18 protein-coding genes and 3 pseudogenes are annotated in these 16,552 nt (G+C 42.9%); all 21 read left to right on the forward strand.

Annotated elements, in window-relative coordinates; translation table 11 throughout:
* Positions 1–137 precede the first annotated feature (137 nt).
* The gene (locus G614_RS0125085; protein WP_027644048.1) at positions 138–947 is read left to right on the forward strand and encodes a transketolase; all 810 of its coding nucleotides are present in this window, start codon (positions 138–140) and stop codon (positions 945–947) included.
* Positions 948–949: 2 nt separating this feature from the next.
* On the forward strand, positions 950–1,885 hold the full coding sequence (locus G614_RS0125090) for a transketolase family protein (protein ID WP_027644049.1): 936 nt from the start codon (positions 950–952) through the stop codon (positions 1,883–1,885).
* A 565-nt stretch (positions 1,886–2,450) separates the two neighbouring features.
* The gene (locus G614_RS34825; protein WP_162142794.1) at positions 2,451–2,567 is read left to right on the forward strand and encodes a SpaA isopeptide-forming pilin-related protein; all 117 of its coding nucleotides are present in this window, start codon (positions 2,451–2,453) and stop codon (positions 2,565–2,567) included.
* On the forward strand, positions 2,533–3,057 hold the full coding sequence (locus tag G614_RS34090) for an MSCRAMM family protein (RefSeq protein WP_027644050.1): 525 nt from the start codon (positions 2,533–2,535) through the stop codon (positions 3,055–3,057). The genes G614_RS34825 and G614_RS34090 overlap by 35 nt, the downstream gene beginning before the upstream one ends.
* Positions 3,015–3,203, forward strand: coding sequence for a SpaA isopeptide-forming pilin-related protein (locus G614_RS34095; RefSeq protein WP_027644051.1), 189 nt, complete (start codon positions 3,015–3,017; stop codon positions 3,201–3,203). Before G614_RS34090 ends, G614_RS34095 begins: the two co-directional genes overlap by 43 nt.
* A 28-nt stretch (positions 3,204–3,231) precedes the next feature.
* Positions 3,232–3,447: a hypothetical protein gene (locus G614_RS31840; protein ID WP_027644052.1), complete on the forward strand. Its 216-nt coding sequence runs from the start codon at positions 3,232–3,234 to the stop codon at positions 3,445–3,447.
* 167 nt (positions 3,448–3,614) lie between these two features.
* Positions 3,615–4,361, forward strand: coding sequence for a Fic family protein (locus tag G614_RS0125110; RefSeq protein ID WP_027644053.1), 747 nt, complete (start codon positions 3,615–3,617; stop codon positions 4,359–4,361).
* Between the two features lie 270 nt (positions 4,362–4,631).
* Positions 4,632–4,724, forward strand: a pseudogene (locus G614_RS34830) (winged helix-turn-helix domain-containing protein); the annotation flags it as partial.
* 241 nt (positions 4,725–4,965) lie between these two features.
* On the forward strand, positions 4,966–5,892 hold the full coding sequence (locus tag G614_RS0125120) for a cation diffusion facilitator family transporter (RefSeq protein ID WP_027644055.1): 927 nt from the start codon (positions 4,966–4,968) through the stop codon (positions 5,890–5,892).
* A gap of 236 nt (positions 5,893–6,128) precedes the next feature.
* Positions 6,129–6,705, forward strand: a pseudogene (locus tag G614_RS0125125) (HAD-IC family P-type ATPase); the annotation flags it as partial.
* A 438-nt stretch (positions 6,706–7,143) separates the two neighbouring features.
* The gene (locus tag G614_RS0125135) at positions 7,144–7,335 is read left to right on the forward strand and encodes a hypothetical protein (RefSeq protein ID WP_027644057.1); all 192 of its coding nucleotides are present in this window, start codon (positions 7,144–7,146) and stop codon (positions 7,333–7,335) included.
* 327 nt (positions 7,336–7,662) lie between these two features.
* Positions 7,663–8,988: a phosphoadenosine phosphosulfate reductase gene (locus G614_RS0125140; protein ID WP_027644058.1), complete on the forward strand. Its 1,326-nt coding sequence runs from the start codon at positions 7,663–7,665 to the stop codon at positions 8,986–8,988.
* On the forward strand, positions 8,978–9,553 hold the full coding sequence (locus G614_RS0125145; protein WP_027644059.1) for an IbrB-like domain-containing protein: 576 nt from the start codon (positions 8,978–8,980) through the stop codon (positions 9,551–9,553). Before G614_RS0125140 ends, G614_RS0125145 begins: the two co-directional genes overlap by 11 nt.
* A 519-nt stretch (positions 9,554–10,072) precedes the next feature.
* Positions 10,073–10,621: a DUF3795 domain-containing protein gene (locus G614_RS0125150; protein WP_027644060.1), complete on the forward strand. Its 549-nt coding sequence runs from the start codon at positions 10,073–10,075 to the stop codon at positions 10,619–10,621.
* Between the two features lie 86 nt (positions 10,622–10,707).
* Positions 10,708–11,172: a VOC family protein gene (locus G614_RS0125155; RefSeq protein WP_027644061.1), complete on the forward strand. Its 465-nt coding sequence runs from the start codon at positions 10,708–10,710 to the stop codon at positions 11,170–11,172.
* A gap of 136 nt (positions 11,173–11,308) precedes the next feature.
* The gene (locus G614_RS0125160; RefSeq protein ID WP_027644062.1) at positions 11,309–12,061 is read left to right on the forward strand and encodes an inositol monophosphatase family protein; all 753 of its coding nucleotides are present in this window, start codon (positions 11,309–11,311) and stop codon (positions 12,059–12,061) included.
* Between the two features lie 66 nt (positions 12,062–12,127).
* Positions 12,128–12,667 (forward strand): CD3072 family TudS-related putative desulfidase, encoded by a 540-nt coding sequence (locus G614_RS0125165; RefSeq protein WP_027644063.1) that lies wholly within the window; start codon positions 12,128–12,130, stop codon positions 12,665–12,667.
* 389 nt (positions 12,668–13,056) lie between these two features.
* Positions 13,057–13,473, forward strand: a complete 417-nt coding sequence (locus tag G614_RS0125170; RefSeq protein WP_027644064.1) for a pyridoxamine 5'-phosphate oxidase family protein — start codon at positions 13,057–13,059, stop codon at positions 13,471–13,473.
* A 245-nt stretch (positions 13,474–13,718) separates the two neighbouring features.
* The gene (gene vanR / locus G614_RS0125175) at positions 13,719–14,426 is read left to right on the forward strand and encodes a VanR-ABDEGLN family response regulator transcription factor (RefSeq protein WP_027644065.1); all 708 of its coding nucleotides are present in this window, start codon (positions 13,719–13,721) and stop codon (positions 14,424–14,426) included.
* Positions 14,413–15,576 carry a sensor histidine kinase gene (locus G614_RS34835; RefSeq protein ID WP_027644066.1) on the forward strand — a complete coding sequence of 388 codons (1,164 nt, stop codon included), beginning with the start codon at positions 14,413–14,415 and terminating at the stop codon, positions 15,574–15,576. Before vanR ends, G614_RS34835 begins: the two co-directional genes overlap by 14 nt.
* An 8-nt stretch (positions 15,577–15,584) precedes the next feature.
* Positions 15,585–16,388 (forward strand): annotated as a pseudogene (locus tag G614_RS29065) (AraC family transcriptional regulator); the annotation flags it as partial.
* Between the last annotated feature and the right edge of the window lie 164 nt (positions 16,389–16,552).

Below are 16,552 nucleotides of genomic sequence, written 5' to 3' on the forward strand. Positions count from 1 at the left end.
GACATATGGAATCATTTAATGTTTGTAACTATTGACATATTTGAATACGTCTGTTATTCTTTGATTATATTGTATGATTGTATGATGTCGGTAAAGCTATAACTAAAAATTTTACTGATTGTATGGAGGAAAAACAAATGGATATTGCAAGTATGGAAAAAACTTGCCGGGCAGTACGCCGTGATATTATTAACATGACAGCCGATGCAGCATCTGGCCATCCGGGTGGGTCATTATCTGCTGTGGAGATTATTACGACCCTGTTTTTTGGAAAGATGAATATTGACCCAGCTAATCCAAAGAAGGCAGACAGAGACCGTTTTGTGCTGTCTAAAGGACATGCAGCGCCCTGTTACTATGCGGTACTGGGGGAGAAGGGCTTTTTTGACAAGGCGGAGTTTAAAAACTTTAGGCAGCTTCACAGTTTCCTTCAGGGCCACCCGGATGCTAAGAGATGTCCTGGTGTGGAGGCCTCCACCGGATCTCTGGGACAGGGGATTTCTATTGCTGTCGGCATGGCTTTGGGTGCTAAGAAACTGGATCACAGCGGCGTTAAGGTCTATACGCTGTTGGGAGACGGGGAACTTCAGGAGGGGCAGGTGTGGGAGGCTTCCATGGCAGCTTCACATTATAAACTGGACAATCTGACAGTTATTATTGACAACAATGGCCTTCAAATCGATGGTACTAATGACCAGGTAATGGGTCTGGGAGATTTAAATGCCAAGTTTACATCTTTTGGATTCTATGTTCTGGAGATAGATGGAAACGATGTGGAGGCTGTATCCAAGGCTCTTGACACAGAAACTGATGGCAGGCCAAAATGCATCATCGCACGGACAGTGAAAGGCAAAGGCGTGTCATTTATGGAGAACCAGGTGGGCTGGCATGGCAAAGCGCCTAGCGAATCGGAGCGTCAGCAGGCATTAAAGGAATTGGAGGATTAATCATGAGCGAGTTAAAAGCAATTCGCGCCGCCTATGGAGAGGCGCTGGCTGAATTAGGAGAGAAGAATAAAAAGGCAGTAGTGTTGGATTCGGATCTGGCTCATGCCACTATGACTGCTACATTTGCAGATAAATTCCCGGAACGTTTTTTCAATGCGGGAATTGCTGAGGCCAATATGGTAGATATGGCAGCGGGCCTTTCTACCATGGGATACATACCGTTTGCCAGCACATTTGCAGTGTTTGGCGCAGGCCGCGCCTACGATCAGGTGAGAAACGGCTGTGCATACCCCAATTTTAATGTGAAGCTGTGCATGACCCATGCTGGAATCACCCTGGGCGAGGACGGCGGCAGTCATCAGGCAATTGAGGACCTGGCTCTCATGCGGGTAATCCCCGGAATGACAGTGGTGGTTCCCTGTGATGCAGAGGAAACTCGCCGGGCCGTTATGGCGCTGGCAGATATGCAGGGACCTGCCTATCTGCGTCTGGCACGCCTGCCATCTCCTGTATTTGAGGAGAAGATGCCCTTTACAATCGGCAAGGCCAATGTGCTGAGAGAGGGCAAAGACGTAGTGGTATTTGCCTGCGGGATTATGGTTGCCACTGTACTTGAATGCGCTAAGAAGCTGGAAGCTGAGGGCATCTTCATAACGGTAGTCAATATGCATACCATCAAACCCATTGACAGGGATTGTATCATAAAATACGCAGGAAAATGCAGCAAGGTGGTGACTGTGGAGGAACACAGTGTCATTGGCGGTCTTGGGGACGCGGTGGGAGAAGTGCTGCTGGCAGAAGGCTGCGGTGTGAAGTTTAAAAAGATAGGTGTAAATGATATCTTCGGTCGGTCTGGTAAACCTGAGGAATTGCTGGAGGAATATGGATTAAGTGAAAACCAGATTTACCGCCGTCTGAAAGAAGTGGCAGAGACGTGAGATGATATTGTTAAAACAAGTATTCTATGATAAAATAACAAAAACAAGTTTCTGACAGATCTGTGAATAAAAAGGTGGCGGCCCAAGCAGCCAAATTCGCTCAGGAACGCCAGTAAACTATGCCGAAACTCTTGATTTTTTTGAGAGCTTCGGCTTTTTTTACTTTTCAGGAAACTTCGCAAATCGGCCAAAATGGTGTATAATAGACTTGAAATAAAAAACGGCATAGCAAAAGAGCGAAGATGTAACTTCGCCATGACGTTGCCTATGTAGTTTTTGTTTTTGGTTTAGGCTGCACTATCTGACGGTAGAGAAAGAATAAGGCGTATGGAGCTATCCATATCCCATAACCTTTCGATAGCGTTCAAATAGTGCAGTTTTTTTGTGGTAAACTTCTAAAACCAACATAGAAGTGCCACACTCCGGGCGGGCCGGCCCAGATATCTGCTGAGCACGGATTGGGTTTGGCCCTGACATAAAAACCATCGGGATGGTTTCAAATCCCTCCCGAAGGTATGCAGGACGCAGATAAAGCTAGTTATTTTCCACCAATGACGAAGGCTATCTGGTAACGCCGGAAGAATTAAAAGCCGGAACCTACCGTATCGAAGAAGTCAAAGCACCGGAGGGGTTCGTAAGACAGGGCAGTGAGATGGCCAAAACCGGGCTATGTCCCAAATGAGGAAGTATGGGAATTTGATGCGTCCTATGAGGATCAGAACATCGACACCATCACCCTCACCAGAGAAATTGAAAACCAGCCCACCGAGAGCCAGTTTACCAAAACAGATGCCACTATCGGGGAAGAACTGGAAGGTGCAAAACTGCAGATTTTGGATCAGGATAAAAATGTGGTGGAGGAATGGACCAGTACAAAGGAACCGCATGTGGTCTACGCCCTGCCGGAAGGAACGTATACCCTGCATGAAGAACTCGCTCCTTACGAAGAGGGATATGTGTCTGCCAGCGATATCACGTTTGAAGTGCTGGAGGATGGCAGTGTCACCAAAGTGGAGATGAAGGACGAATATTCCAAGACAGAGATCTCCAAGACGGATATCACCACCGGAAAAGAACTGGAGGGCGCAAAGCTTCAGATTCTGGATAAGGAAGAAAAAGTTCTGGAAGAATGGGTGACAGACAGCCCCATACCGTGGAAAAACTTCCGGTAGGTGTGGAACTGACCCTGCGTGAGATCACAGCGCCGGAAGGCTATGAGATTGCGGAAGATGTGAAATTCACACTGGAAGATATGATGGAAGTACAGAAGGTAGAGATGAAGGATGCGAGAACACCGGAAAACCGGAAACTCCAGTGACCTCTGTTCCAAAGACAGAGGATGACCCGTGGAAACCGTTGCTGCTGCTTGCAGACTGCGGATTGTCTGCCGCAGCGCTGGCGGTTACTACAGTAAGGAGAGAAAGCTGAAACATAAAGGGGAAACGGACAAGACCAATGAGAGACAGCGAAATAAGATGCGTTTCCTGCAGGCAGCGCTTGTCATTATCTGCTCTGCCAGTGCAGGCCTGCTGATTCAGGAGCTGTTCGTAAAGCTCTTATGAGTGGGAAAGCGCCAGAAATGTAGTGGTGGCGGTAAGAAAGCCAGAGGTTCCGGTTGCTTAAAGGGAAGCTGTTGATATATAATAAGAAGGTATCGAAGAAGTGAAAAGACACATCAGAAAAGATAGAGTAAAACTCATTAAAATATATTGGTAAAGGAGCAGGCTAAATGGAGCAAAATAAGATGATATACCTGTTAAAAGACCGGTTTCAGATTGAGGCGGGGAGACAGGACAGAAGCGGTGTCTATGCGCTTACGCAGAGGAAACTGGCATATAATTCCAACCGGATCGAGGGGAGTACGCTGACGGAAAAACAGACAGCCTCCATTTTTGAGACGGGTACCATCCGGGCAGACGGCAGTGTCTTTCGGACTAAGGACGTAGAAGAGATGACAGGGCATTTTACTATGTTCAACTATATGCTCTCCACCTGTGAGGAAAGGCTTAATCAGGAATTAATCAAGGCATATCATTACCGTCTGAAAGCGGGCGTGTTTGAGGATATCGCAAACGGCTATCCCATCGGAGAGTATAAAAACAGAAGGAACATGGTGTCTGACATTACCACATCTTCCCCGGAAAACGTAGCGGAAGATATGGAGCTGCTGTTGGAAAGCTATCATGAAAAAGAACCCCATGATTTAGAAGATTTAGCAGAGTTCCACGCTAAGTTTGAGAAGATCCACCCCTTTCAGGACGGCAACGGCCGCACGGGACGGATCATCCTGTTCAAGGAGTGCTTGAGGAGCAATATCATGCCATTTATTATAGGGGATGACAGGAAAGCAGAGTATTATGAGTGCCTGAACATTGCCCAGCAGAAAGGCGATTATGCCCCTCTTATCCGGTTCTTTGAAGAGGAACAGGAAAAGTATGCCGAGATGGTAAAGGACTTTATCTGCCCGGTGGAGTAGACTCCGAAGGTAACACGGAAAAAGGACAGGGAACGCTAAAAAGTGTTCGGGAATAAACCGTATGCCACAATTCGTTGCGTGAAACACCGCATGGCACAGATGAAAAATCTGGGAAAACAGGAGGTATAAAGCCATGAAGAAATTGTTTGAATGTGCGAACCAATATCAAAATTTTCATCAATCCATCCGGGCGGTTATCCTTTGCTTATGCCATCGGGGTGGCACGATTTCTCTTGCGGTAATTTCCTGAAGAGCCAATTGAATGTGTGCAGACTCCGAAAAAAAATCGAGCCTGTTCCAGACACGCCAAAATACATTTTGACTATATGGGGCATCGGATACAAATTTAATGACCAATTGTAACATAGGCAGGCTGGACACAGCCTGCCTAAATTCTTGCCAAATAGCAAGAAAATCGCAAGATTTTCGCCATGTGATTTTCTTTGCCTGTATTATACTATTAGATTCGTGCATGCTGCAAAATATTGGCCGGCGATTTCCATGGAGGGATATCTCAAACGTATAGGATACCAGTGTTTTGAGAACGGATTGAATTGATTTGTCCTGATTAATTAATACTCTTAAGACAGAAGAGAGGGATTATATGAAAACAAAATTAAATTCCAATTATACAGCAGAAAAAACTGTAATGCGCGTTTCCTGTATCAGTATTGGAATTAACTTCCTTTTATCTTTATTTAAATTGATTGCCGGAATCATTGGAAAATCCGATGCTATGATTTCGGATGCAGTTCACTCAGCATCCGATGTTTTTAGCACAATTGTGGTTATTGTTGGTGTGAAAATGTCGAGTAAGGAACCTGACGCAGAACATCCTTACGGCCATGAGCGTATCGAATGTGTATCATCTATTATTCTTTCAGGCGCGCTGCTGGCAACAGGAATTGGAATTGGAATTGTTGGGTTGGAAAAAATCATTTCCGGAAGTGTGGGGGAGTGCTTGACGGTTCCGGGAACATTTGCGCTTACAGCCGCTATTGTATCCATTATTGTAAAGGAGTGGATGTACTGGTTTACCAGATTGGCGGCGAGAAAGATTCATTCCGGTTCCCTGATGGCAGATGCGTGGCATCATCGTTCGGACGCAATGTCATCAGTTGGCGCTCTTGCAGGAATTTTGGGGGCAAGGCTTGGCTATCCTGTTTTAGATTCAATTGCCTGCGTTATCATATGCGTAGCGATTGCAAAGGTATCCATAGATATTTTCCGTGATGCAATTACTAAAATGGTGGATTGTTCCTGCAGTAAGGCTGAAGAAAAAAAAATCAGGGGCCTGATTGCTGGAATTTCCGGAGTAAGACATATTGACCTGCTACATACCCGCCTGTTTGGTGAGAAAATATATGTAGATGTTGAGATCGCTGTGGATGAAAACCTGCAGTTGAAGGAAGCACACTGCATTGCTGAACAGGTTCAGCAGGCCGTGAAAAGTTCCTTCCCGGAAGTAAAACACTGCATGGTTCATGTAAATCCAGCAAACGCTGTGGCTGATGGCCGGAAGGATATGTAATCCATGAATGATTATTAATTGGGCGTTGACCAAAATCTTGCCAAATCGCAAGAAAATTGCAAGATTTTAGTCATGTGATTCTCTTTGAGGTGCTTATATACTACCTGTGGTTAGAGGAGGGGATTTATATGAGCTTACGGCGGCAATTGGCTTGCTAATCTGGAAAGCGGTGATGCTATTGGCGATAAAGTTGAAATTGTTGCTGAATACTGTTCTTTCGGGAAAACGAAAAACAATGTTTTGGAGGGGATTGTGACGATGGTGTACAGCCGCTAACCGATGAAGTTCGCTGTCAGATTCTCAAAACGGTGGATAAACTCAATGACAAAGGCTTCCGTGTTCTTGCAATTGCACAGAAAAGCAATCCATCCCCGGTAGGCGCTTTTGGCGTAAAGGACGAATGCGATATGGTGCTGATTGGCTATTTGGCGTTCCTCGATCCACCGAAGGAGTCTACCGATGTATTTGCCAAATTGACTCCAGACCAGAAAGCACGTGTGGTTTCTGCACTGCGAGAGAATGGCCATACCGTTGGTTTCATGGGTGACGGAATCAATGATGCTGCAGCCATGAAGTCCGCAGACATCGGTATTTCAGTGGATACAGCCGTAGATGTGGCAAAAGAATCAGCTGATATCATCCTTTTGGAAAAAGACTTAATGGTTTTGGAAAGAGCTCGCAGCAATTCAGCTGCAGTATATGGGGATGTTCCAGGCCGGCTGGTTTGTAGAATCCATGTGGAGCCAGACGCTGTTTATTCACATGATTCGTACCCCGAAGCTGCCTTTTATCCAGAGCCGTGCGTCTGCTCCTTGATGTTGGGACTATGAAACCCCAAAAAGGAGGTTCTGCTGATGGGAATAAAGACAATCTGCTTAAGGAACAGTATTGGGAATAAATAGCGTATGTAATTTTAAATATTCCCAATGATATTTAACACATCTGTGCCCAGCTCTATATGCTACACAGATGTGTTTTCATATCCGTTCTTTTATGCGGTGTTTTATAATTAGGAAGGGGGATTTTTTTATGATTGTCGACCGCTTTGGGGCCATGATCTTGGTGGTCGTGAAATACATGTTTAATGCATTTGTTACCTTTATTGCATTTCTCAGAGTACAGGTCCCGAAAAAGGGACGAAAAGAAAACAAACTATGACACCCTTGATAAAATCTGTATATATGACGATTCTTGGACATGTATGGAGGAATAAATCCACTACTCCTAAACAATATAACCGGGAGGGAGAAGATGAAAAGATTTAAGGTTTGTAAGGAATTAAAGACTATTGTGAAGAGTTGTACTTGTGATGTTGCCGTCTTAGTGATTTCTTTATTAGCAGCAACTGGAATTGATATGCTTTTAAGTGGGATGGATATTCACTGTGGGAATATTATAGCAGCAGGAATTTTGATTATGTATTTTTTCAAAAGATATATCTAAAATCCCCTCCCCATTATTAGGAGGGTATCCGTTTGCCATGCTTGTGTATATTGTGTTCTATTCCATGAAGTTCAAAATGATGGATAAGGACTGAAAAAAGAAAATTGAATTTCAGCATTTTCTTCAATGTAATTATTCACAATTTGAGTATATATTATATTGAATTTTTCTGTTATCCATATTATTATTTTAGTAAAGTACATGATAAATGAGACAAGACAAAATGATAGTGGCAGTCATGGTCTGGGAAAGTTAGAAGGATATTCGGCTGCCCAACAGACGCTATTGTAAGTTTTTTACTTGAAAGATAAGGAGTTTATTAGAGACATGAAAAAAGAATACATTAATATGAATGTATTCGATGCATTGCAGAAGAGATTTGCGTTTTTGTTTCAGGAATTTAAAAATATTTATATCTCATTCAGTGGCGGCAAGGATAGTGGTGTTCTTTTGAATTTGCTGCTGGATTACCGGAATAAGTATGCTTCAGATCGTGTGATTGGCGTATTCCATCAGGATTTTGAGGCGCAGTATACCGTGACTACGGACTATATTACCCGCACTTTTAAGCGACTGGAAAACGAATCTGGCATAGATCTTTACTGGGTCTGCCTTCCTATGGCAACCAGGACAGCACTGAGTAGTTATGAGATGTATTGGTATCCTTGGGATGATACAAAACAGGATATATGGGTGCGTCCGATACCGGAGTATTCCTATGTCGTCAATCTGGCGAAGCCTTTTACCCACTATCGTTACAGGATGCATCAGGAAGATTTGGCAAAGCAGTTTGGTCGATTCTACAAGGAGGAGCACGGGAATGGCAGGACGGTCTGCCTGCTTGGTATGCGGGCGGATGAGTCTTTGCAGCGGTACAGCGGGTTTGTCAATAAGAAATACGGGTATCAAAACGAGTGCTGGATTTCCAAGCAGTTCAAAGACGTATGGTGTGCTTCACCTTTATACGACTGGTCAAATTCTGACGTATGGTGCGCTAATTATCGCTTCGATTATGATTACAACAATTTATATGATCTGTATTATAAGGCAGGATTAAAAATAGACCAGATGCGGGTAGCATCGCCTTTTAATGACTACTCCAAAGACGCTTTGAATCTGTACCGGGTCATCGACCCGGAAATATGGGCGAAACTGGTGGGGCGGGTGCGCGGAGCAAATTTTGGTGCGATTTATGGAAAGACAAAAGCGATGGGTTACCGCAGCATTACGTTACCGGAAGGTCATACCTGGAAATCTTATACCCAATTTTTGCTGGATACATTGCCTGCCCGACTGCGGAATAATTATGTGAAAAAGTTTAACACCTCCATCCATTTCTGGCATGAGACCGGAGGTGGGCTGCCGGAGGAAACAATCCGTGAGCTTGTGGAAAAGGGATACCACATTCGGAGAAATGGTATCTCTAACTATACAATCAACAAAAATTCCCGTATTATTTTTCTTGGACCGATTCCCGATCATACCGATGATATCAAAAGCACTAAAGATATACCAAGCTGGAAACGGATGTGCTACTGTATTTTGAAAAATGACCATACCTGTCGGTTTATGGGGTTTGGGCTTACGCGGCAAGAACAAAAACGTGTGGATATTATTAGATACAAGTACGGAGGGATGATAGATGGTAAATAAGGAATTCAGAAGCCCGGTATACAACATCATTGCGGTACCATTTGAAAAGATTGTACCCAATACCTATAACCCGAACAACGTGGCTCCACCGGAAATGCGGTTGTTGTACGACAGCATCAAGGAGGACGGTTATACTATGCCGATTGTCTGTTATTATGCAAAAAGCAGTGATAAGTATGTGATTGTAGATGGCTTTCATCGTTGGCGGGTGATGCGGGATTACCCGGATATTTATGAGCGTGAGAAGGGGATGATGCCGGTTTCGATAATCGATAAGCCGCTGTCCGACCGTATGGCCAGCACCATCCGGCATAACCGCGCCCGTGGAACACATGATGTGGACTTAATGAGTAATATCATTAAGGAACTGCACGAGTTAGGACGTTCTGACGCATGGATTTCCAAACACCTGGGGATGGACCGGGATGAGATTTTGAGGCTCAAGCAGATTACTGGCCTGGCTGCCCTGTTCCGCGATGTGAAGTTTGGGCAGGCATGGCTGCCTGGGGAGGATGTGGTTCCGGCCGAAGAGGCCTCTGGTAGTGGGAAAACGCATACAGCTTAGGATGCTTATTGTGATATGCGTTTTAACCTGTCTTTATGAATTCGTCAGTTCACTGACTGCCCCTTTGGAGCGAAGTACGGGATAGGGATTGACATGGCATGAATCTCCTTGCTGTTTAAGGTTCTCCACACTATCGGGTGTAGGAAGTTTGAGTTATTAAGTTTATGAACCCCATACCTTGAAAGGAATATGCGAAAATCTTGGGTTTTCAAATCTCTGTAAGTCCAGTAGTATGCTGACCGAAGCATTGCGGCCAGGTAATCATTATGAAGATTTACTGGTTTTAAAAAATCAGGTCTGTGTTGATTATGAGCAAGCTATTTCTGCGCGATTCAAGCATTATGATAATTTATCTACACCTTAGGAAATGATTAATAAATTCTTTAGCATTAAATAATACAATAATTCTACAGACCCAATATAATGTTAGAGGGGATAAATATCATGGAACATGAAGAGGTACAAGTATTCACTCACGTCAGATGGATTGGATGCGGGTAAAGGATTTAAGGAGGTATCATGAAAGGATTTAACCGACAGAATCAATTATTTTCCCTCTGTGGATTGAATTGTGGGCTTTGTCCCATGTTTTTGAATAAAAACTGCCCCGGCTGCGGCGGCGGTGAAGGAAACCAGGCATGCAAAATTGCAAGGTGCAGCATAGAGCATGGTGGAGTAGAATACTGCTTTCAGTGCAGTGAATACCCTTGTGAAAAATACGATCATATTGACGACTTCGATTCCTTTATTACGCACCGCCGACAAAAGGCTGATTTGGAAAAGGCTCGGCAGTCTGGAGTGGAAGCTTATAATGCGGAACAGATAGAAAAGGTAAGAATACTGGACATCCTCCTGTCCGGCTATAATGATGGCCGGAAAAAGACACTCTTTTGTGTAGCAGTAAATCTTTTGGAACTGCAAGAGCTACAAGCAGTACTTAGGGAAATTGAGCGTAGACCTGACATAAAAATGCTGACTCTCAAAGAAAAAAGTGCTTTTGTTACAGGACTGCTTCAAGATACTGCATCTTATAGGAAGATTGATCTGAAACTGCACAAGAAAAAGTGATGATTAGGAAACAGCAATCATTATTTGTCAGAGACAAACAACAATAAAAAAGGATTGAGAAAAGCAAAACTGAAAGGAATATTTATATGAAGTACACGTGTATGCTTATATCGGTGGCCGACATTAACGCTGCAAAAGAATTTTATGAGGATTTGTTTGGATTGGAAGTATTTCAGGATTACGGAAGAAACATCGCTTTTACCTGCGGTCTGGCATTGCAGCAGGATTTTGACTGGCTTGTGAATCTGCCGAAAGAAAAGGTATTAAAGAAATCCAACAATGCGGAAATCGTCTTTGAGGAACAGGACTTTGACGGTTTTCTGAACAAACTGAAAAAATACCCGGACATTGAATATCTGGGAGAAGTTATCGAGCATAGTTGGGGCCAGCGGGTTATTCGGTTTTACGATTTAGACGGACATATCATAGAGGTTGGGGAGGATATGAAAATGGTGATAAAGCGTTTTCTTGCTTCTGGCATGACTATGGAAGAAGTCTCTGTGAAAATGGATGCTTCCATGGAGGATTTAACGAAACTTCTGAATCGTTAATACGCTTCGGATGAATAAGCAAATATGGATTTGTTTAATTGTATTTATCCGGGAGAGCATAGTTAGTTTTGAGAAACAATGAATAAGAGAACAGTGTTTTGTAATCGGATGGTTTAATCCAATGGAGGAAAAGCATATGGATATTCAGAAAATTATCAGCTTAGTAACAAAGACGCAGGGGTTAATAAAGAACCGTGAAATGGCCGCTCATGTGAAGGAGAAAGGTCTTGCAGACTATGTAACGCAGGTAGATATTGCCGTGCAAAATTTCTTAAAGAAGGAACTGTTTGCCCTTGCACCGGATATTCAATTTCTTGGAGAAGAAACCGGATTGCAGGAAATAAAAGCGGATAGCTTTTGGATTTTAGACCCGGTTGACGGGACTACAAACCTTATGCACGACTATCAGCACAGCGTTGTATCTTTAGCACTTTGCCGCCAGGGGGAAATTGTTATGGGAATTGTATACGATCCCTTCCGTGAAGAAGTGTTTTCAGCGATTAAGGGAAAGGGCAGCTTCCTAAATGGACACCCCATACATGTATCAAACGCAGAAAAACTATCCGATACGATGATTGGGTTGGGAACAGCAAAAAGAGAGCTGGCCGATGAAAACTTTGCCCGGTTCCGCAGGGTGTTTGGTCAGTGCCAGGATGTCCGCAGGATTGGCTCTGCTGCTCTGGAACTGGCATATACCGCCTGCGGCAGACAGGGAGGCTATTTCGAGATATACCTTAATCCCTGGGATTATGCTGCCGGTATGCTTTTAATTCAGGAGGCTGGCGGACAGGTAACTGATTTTATGGGGAAACCGCTTGATCCCAAAAAGGGCAACAGCGTAGCGGGAACAAATGGATATATCCATGTTGAGCTGTTAAAGCTGCTGTGAACCATATGTTCCCTTTTCAGAAATTGTAGAGAAAATTAAAATCCGGAATTGAAAAGAGGAAAATTTATGTTTGCGGATGGTCGAAGCAAAAAAGTTGTTTTTATAGCGCATTGTATATTAAATCAAAATTCAATATCTGACGGGACAGCCGTTTTTCCAGCAGCGTTCAAGGATGTAATAAAAATTTTTCTTGATGCTGATATTGGCATTGTCCAAATGCCATGTCCTGAACTTTGCTGTTTAGGGCTTAATAGAGGAAATAACGATGGAGCAGATGTTCCCGTTGTCATTGAAAATACCCGTATTCGTAAGGAAATGCAAAAAGATGAAGCTCGCAAATCGTTAATGGCCCAAGTTGATTATGTGATGAAACAAATAACAGAATACAATACCTATGGCTTTGAGATAATCGGGATTATTGGTGCAAATCGTTCGCCAAACTGTGGCGTGGAAACCACATCAGATTTTAATAAAGAGATAAGCGGTAAAGGTATTTTTATGAGTGAACTTAGTAATAGAATAAATGCGGAAAACTTGAATATTCCTATGTTAGGTATCAAAAGCTCTGATAATGTTCCTGAGCTAATAAAGTCTATTATTAAGTAAAATTCTTTAGGTTAGAATCGATGATGGGTAAACGAAAAAGCAGTTTTGGCATTCCAGTGAACTGCCCCTTCGTTATACTGGATTTCTTGGTACCGTTGGAAGCTTGTGTTCCAGAATCATGCGTGGAACTGTGATGTCATCCCAAAGGGCAGAAATGCCTTGACGGCGCTTTTTAAAATGTACAATCTTGCATCTTCAAGATCAAGCAGTGGTCAGGTAATCCTGTAAATAAGTTTGTTATTGGTCGCACTTTAACAATACTCTTTTAGGGCGTATCTGTCACTGCTTTTTAAATAAAAAGATTAATTGAAAAAGAAGAAGCACCATAGCCTGGTCAGGCCGTCGCGCAGCGACTTGGTGCAATCAGAAGTTAGAAAGGGAAGGATATAATGAAAAAATTTAGTCGGGAAGCAGAACAGATAATGATTGAGCGTTTCGGAAAAGACACAATTATAGCATTGGCAACAATGGGAAATGAAACGCCTTATGTGAGATACGTAAATGCCTATTACGAAAATGGTGCATTTTATATCATTACATACGCGCTCTCAAATAAAATGAAACATATAAAAGATAATCCTGTTGTTGCAATCGCCGGTGAGTGGTTTACAGCGCATGGGAAAGGCGTCAGCCTGGGGTATTTCGGAAAAAAAGAGAATTGTATAATTGCTGAAAAGCTGAAAAATGTCTTTGCGGAGTGGATTGATAATGGACATAATAATTTCGATGATGAAAATACCGTCATTCTATGTGTAGAATTAACAGATGGTCTGTTACTCTCACATGGTACTAGATATGAGTTTTAGCCATTCAAATTCCACTGGTGGTTTTGAAATTAATTTTCAAGCCGCCTTTTTCTTTTCATAGAAAAATCTGGCATCCATCCAGACAGTTAAGGACCCTGAATATAAGATTCCTCCCACATTGAATATAAAACTTTCTTTATGTGTATCTTAGGAAATAATTAATAATTTATCCTATATATATAAACACATTGGTGCCACGAATCCGGTATAATGTATATGATTTAAACTGAAAGGAGTGTCATGCTTTGCTTGAAAAAATACTTGTTGTTGATGATGAGAAAGAAATTGCGGATCTGATTGAAGTATATCTTCAAAATGAAAATATGGATGTATATAAGTTTTATTCAGGGGAGGAAGCACTTGTCTGTATTGGGAGTACAGACTTTGATTTGGCTATATTGGATATCATGCTTCCGGATATCAGCGGACTTTCGATATGTCAGTCCATACGAAGTAAGGAGTACACATATCCGGTAATCATGCTTACGGCAAAGGATGGAGAAACGGATAAAATTACCGGGCTTACGCTAGGTGCAGATGATTATATTACAAAACCGTTTCTGCCCCTTGAACTGGTAGCAAGGGTAAAGGCCCAGCTTCGCCGTTACAAGAAATATAACGTGGGATCAGCTGCTCCGGCAGCGGATGAAATCTTTAAATATGCCGGATTGACGATGAACATTAAGACATATGAATGTCGGCTTAATGGAGAGACGCTGTCACTGACTCCTACGGAATTTTCCATACTTAGGATTCTTTTAGAGCGCAGGTGCAGTGTCGTCAGTGCCGAAGAATTATTCCATGAAGTCTGGCAGGAAGAATATTATACCAAGAGTAACAATACGATTACCGTACACATCCGCCATCTTCGTGAGAAGATGAAGGATACCGGGGAAAATCCCAGATATATAAAAACAGTATGGGGGGTTGGATATAAAATTGGGGAAATTTAAAAAAGCAAAGTACAACTATTCAAAGCTCGGCCGTATTACGTTTATCCGAGGATTATGGATTACAGTGGGAGCAGTTGCTGCAGTCTTTGCACTGCGTATGCTGACACGTGGACACTTGGCAGATGCGATTGTTGAGTGGATTGCACGCATTCTTTCAATCAGTGAGAATGAAGCTAATCTGATATATTTCCGGATGGTGGCTGCTAATATGCAGTTTATTCTTGCGTTGGTCATAATCATATTTGTTTTTTTGCTGTTCCATATGCTGTTGGACACATATAAAAGATATTTTGATGAGGTAGTAACAGGGATTGACAAGCTTATGGAAGAAAGGGCAGCGATTTCCCTGTCTCCGGAGCTGGAGAGTGTGGAGCACAAACTGTCTGATGTAAAGCGAACACTTGCAGAACGGGCAGATAAGGCCAAGAGGGCAGAGCAGCAGAAGAATGATCTTGTGGTATATCTGGCTCATGATATCAAGACTCCACTAACTTCTGTAATCGGATATCTCAGCCTTTTGGATGAATCACCGGATATGCCCGATGAGGAGAAAGCAAAATATATCCACACCGCATGGGAAAAGGCGAACCGGCTTAGGACCCTGGTTAATGAGTTTTTTGAGATTACCCGCAGCCACTCAGAATCTCTTCCGCTTCAAAAGACAAAGGTTGATCTTTACTATATGATTGCACAGATTTCAGATGAATTGTATCCGCAGTTGAATGCATGTGGAAAAATCATAGAGAATCATGTAGATGAGGAAATATCTGTATATGGGGACTCTGATAAGCTGGCCAGAGTATTTAATAATATCCTGAAAAATGCCATTACTTATAGTGAGGACAATAGCGTTATCAAAGTATCAGCCAGAGAGCTTTCAGAATGGACTGTGATTCAATTTGAAAATGATGGGGAAATTCCGGAGGATAAGCTCAATGTAATTTTTGATAAATTCTGCCGTTTAAGCAATGCGAGATTAAGCGAAACGGGAGGCTCCGGCCTCGGGCTCGCTATTGCAAAAAATATTATTGTACTGCACGGCGGACAGATAAAGGCCGAAAGCAGTAATGGACGCACTGCTTTCATCATTGAAATTCCATCAGCTTCATCCAAGGTCTCTGTCACAGCTGGAGGGATACAGTATGAATAGAAAGCTCAAAGAGGCTGGTAAATAAACCGGTTCAGGAATATGTGAAACTCCGCCGCCTGGCAAAGGTGATTGAAAATCTGGGTAATACCGAACAGAGAATACTTGACGTTGCCTTGGACTATGGCTTTACAAGCCATGCAAATTTTACGCGGGCTTTCAAGGAAACGTATGGAATCACACCCGAAGAGTACAGGAGGGATTTACCAATGCTCAACACATTCGACAAGCCGGAAGTTTCAATGAATTACGTCTTAGTAGACGAAGGGGTTCCGCTGGTGGTAGGAAATATCGTCTTGGAAATCCAGAGAAAAACGTTGGCGGAACCGGAAATTTACCTCGGCTTGGAAACGGAAGTTCGTATTTCTGAACAAATCCCGGTTGGTGAAAGCACAGGTGTAGACGTGCCAGGACAGCTCTGGAAACGCTATCACATGGAGAAGGCTTCAATCGCAGCAAATTTCAATACAAACGTAGAAATGGGAATGTCCCATACGGAAGATACTGCACAGAGCCTTTTCACGTATTTTGCGGGTGGTCTTGTTCAAAATATCCCGCATCAGATGCAGGAAGGCTTTGTAAAGAGAGAACTCTCGGCAGGAGAATACATCGTTTGCAGAATCGAAGCAGAAAATTTTGAGGATTTGGTAACGGTTGCCTTGAATCAGGGCGGAAAATACCTTTTCGGCACATGGCTGCCACATCACAACTTAACCACGGAGCCTTTCTCGGCAGAAAAGTATTATCATGACTTAAAAGATATGGCTTGTATGGAAATTTGGGTCAAGCCCTTACCGTTGGAAAATAAAAGTTAGTAGGAATATTGGGATGGAGATGCAAAAACCGGTAACGGACAGAAATGGCTGATGATAGAAGTACGGGATAAGGAGATTATGGATAATGTGTTTGAACTGATAAATCTTAGAAAGAAGAGTATGTTGTTCTCAGACTAACCATTCCGGAAGATTGAGTTAATAAA

The sequence above is a fragment of the [Clostridium] clostridioforme AGR2157 genome, assembly GCF_000424325.1.
In the GTDB taxonomy this organism is placed as follows: domain Bacteria; phylum Bacillota; class Clostridia; order Lachnospirales; family Lachnospiraceae; genus Enterocloster; species Enterocloster clostridioformis_A.

What these genes read in the sequence shown, in the direction of transcription:
- G614_RS0125085 (WP_027644048.1), top strand. Translation starts at nt 138, where the DNA reads ATGGATATTGCAAGTATGGAAAAAACTTGCCGGGCAGTACGCCGTGAT.
- G614_RS0125090 (WP_027644049.1), top strand. Translation starts at nt 950, where the DNA reads ATGAGCGAGTTAAAAGCAATTCGCGCCGCCTATGGAGAGGCGCTGGCT.
- G614_RS34095 (WP_027644051.1), top strand. Translation starts at nt 3,015, where the DNA reads ATGGGTGACAGACAGCCCCATACCGTGGAAAAACTTCCGGTAGGTGTG.
- G614_RS0125110 (WP_027644053.1), top strand. Translation starts at nt 3,615, where the DNA reads ATGGAGCAAAATAAGATGATATACCTGTTAAAAGACCGGTTTCAGATT.
- G614_RS0125120 (WP_027644055.1), top strand. Translation starts at nt 4,966, where the DNA reads ATGAAAACAAAATTAAATTCCAATTATACAGCAGAAAAAACTGTAATG.
- G614_RS0125135 (WP_027644057.1), top strand. Translation starts at nt 7,144, where the DNA reads ATGAAAAGATTTAAGGTTTGTAAGGAATTAAAGACTATTGTGAAGAGT.
- G614_RS0125140 (WP_027644058.1), top strand. Translation starts at nt 7,663, where the DNA reads ATGAAAAAAGAATACATTAATATGAATGTATTCGATGCATTGCAGAAG.
- G614_RS0125145 (WP_027644059.1), top strand. Translation starts at nt 8,978, where the DNA reads ATGGTAAATAAGGAATTCAGAAGCCCGGTATACAACATCATTGCGGTA.
- G614_RS0125150 (WP_027644060.1), top strand. Translation starts at nt 10,073, where the DNA reads ATGAAAGGATTTAACCGACAGAATCAATTATTTTCCCTCTGTGGATTG.
- G614_RS0125155 (WP_027644061.1), top strand. Translation starts at nt 10,708, where the DNA reads ATGAAGTACACGTGTATGCTTATATCGGTGGCCGACATTAACGCTGCA.
- G614_RS0125160 (WP_027644062.1), top strand. Translation starts at nt 11,309, where the DNA reads ATGGATATTCAGAAAATTATCAGCTTAGTAACAAAGACGCAGGGGTTA.
- G614_RS0125165 (WP_027644063.1), top strand. Translation starts at nt 12,128, where the DNA reads ATGTTTGCGGATGGTCGAAGCAAAAAAGTTGTTTTTATAGCGCATTGT.
- G614_RS0125170 (WP_027644064.1), top strand. Translation starts at nt 13,057, where the DNA reads ATGAAAAAATTTAGTCGGGAAGCAGAACAGATAATGATTGAGCGTTTC.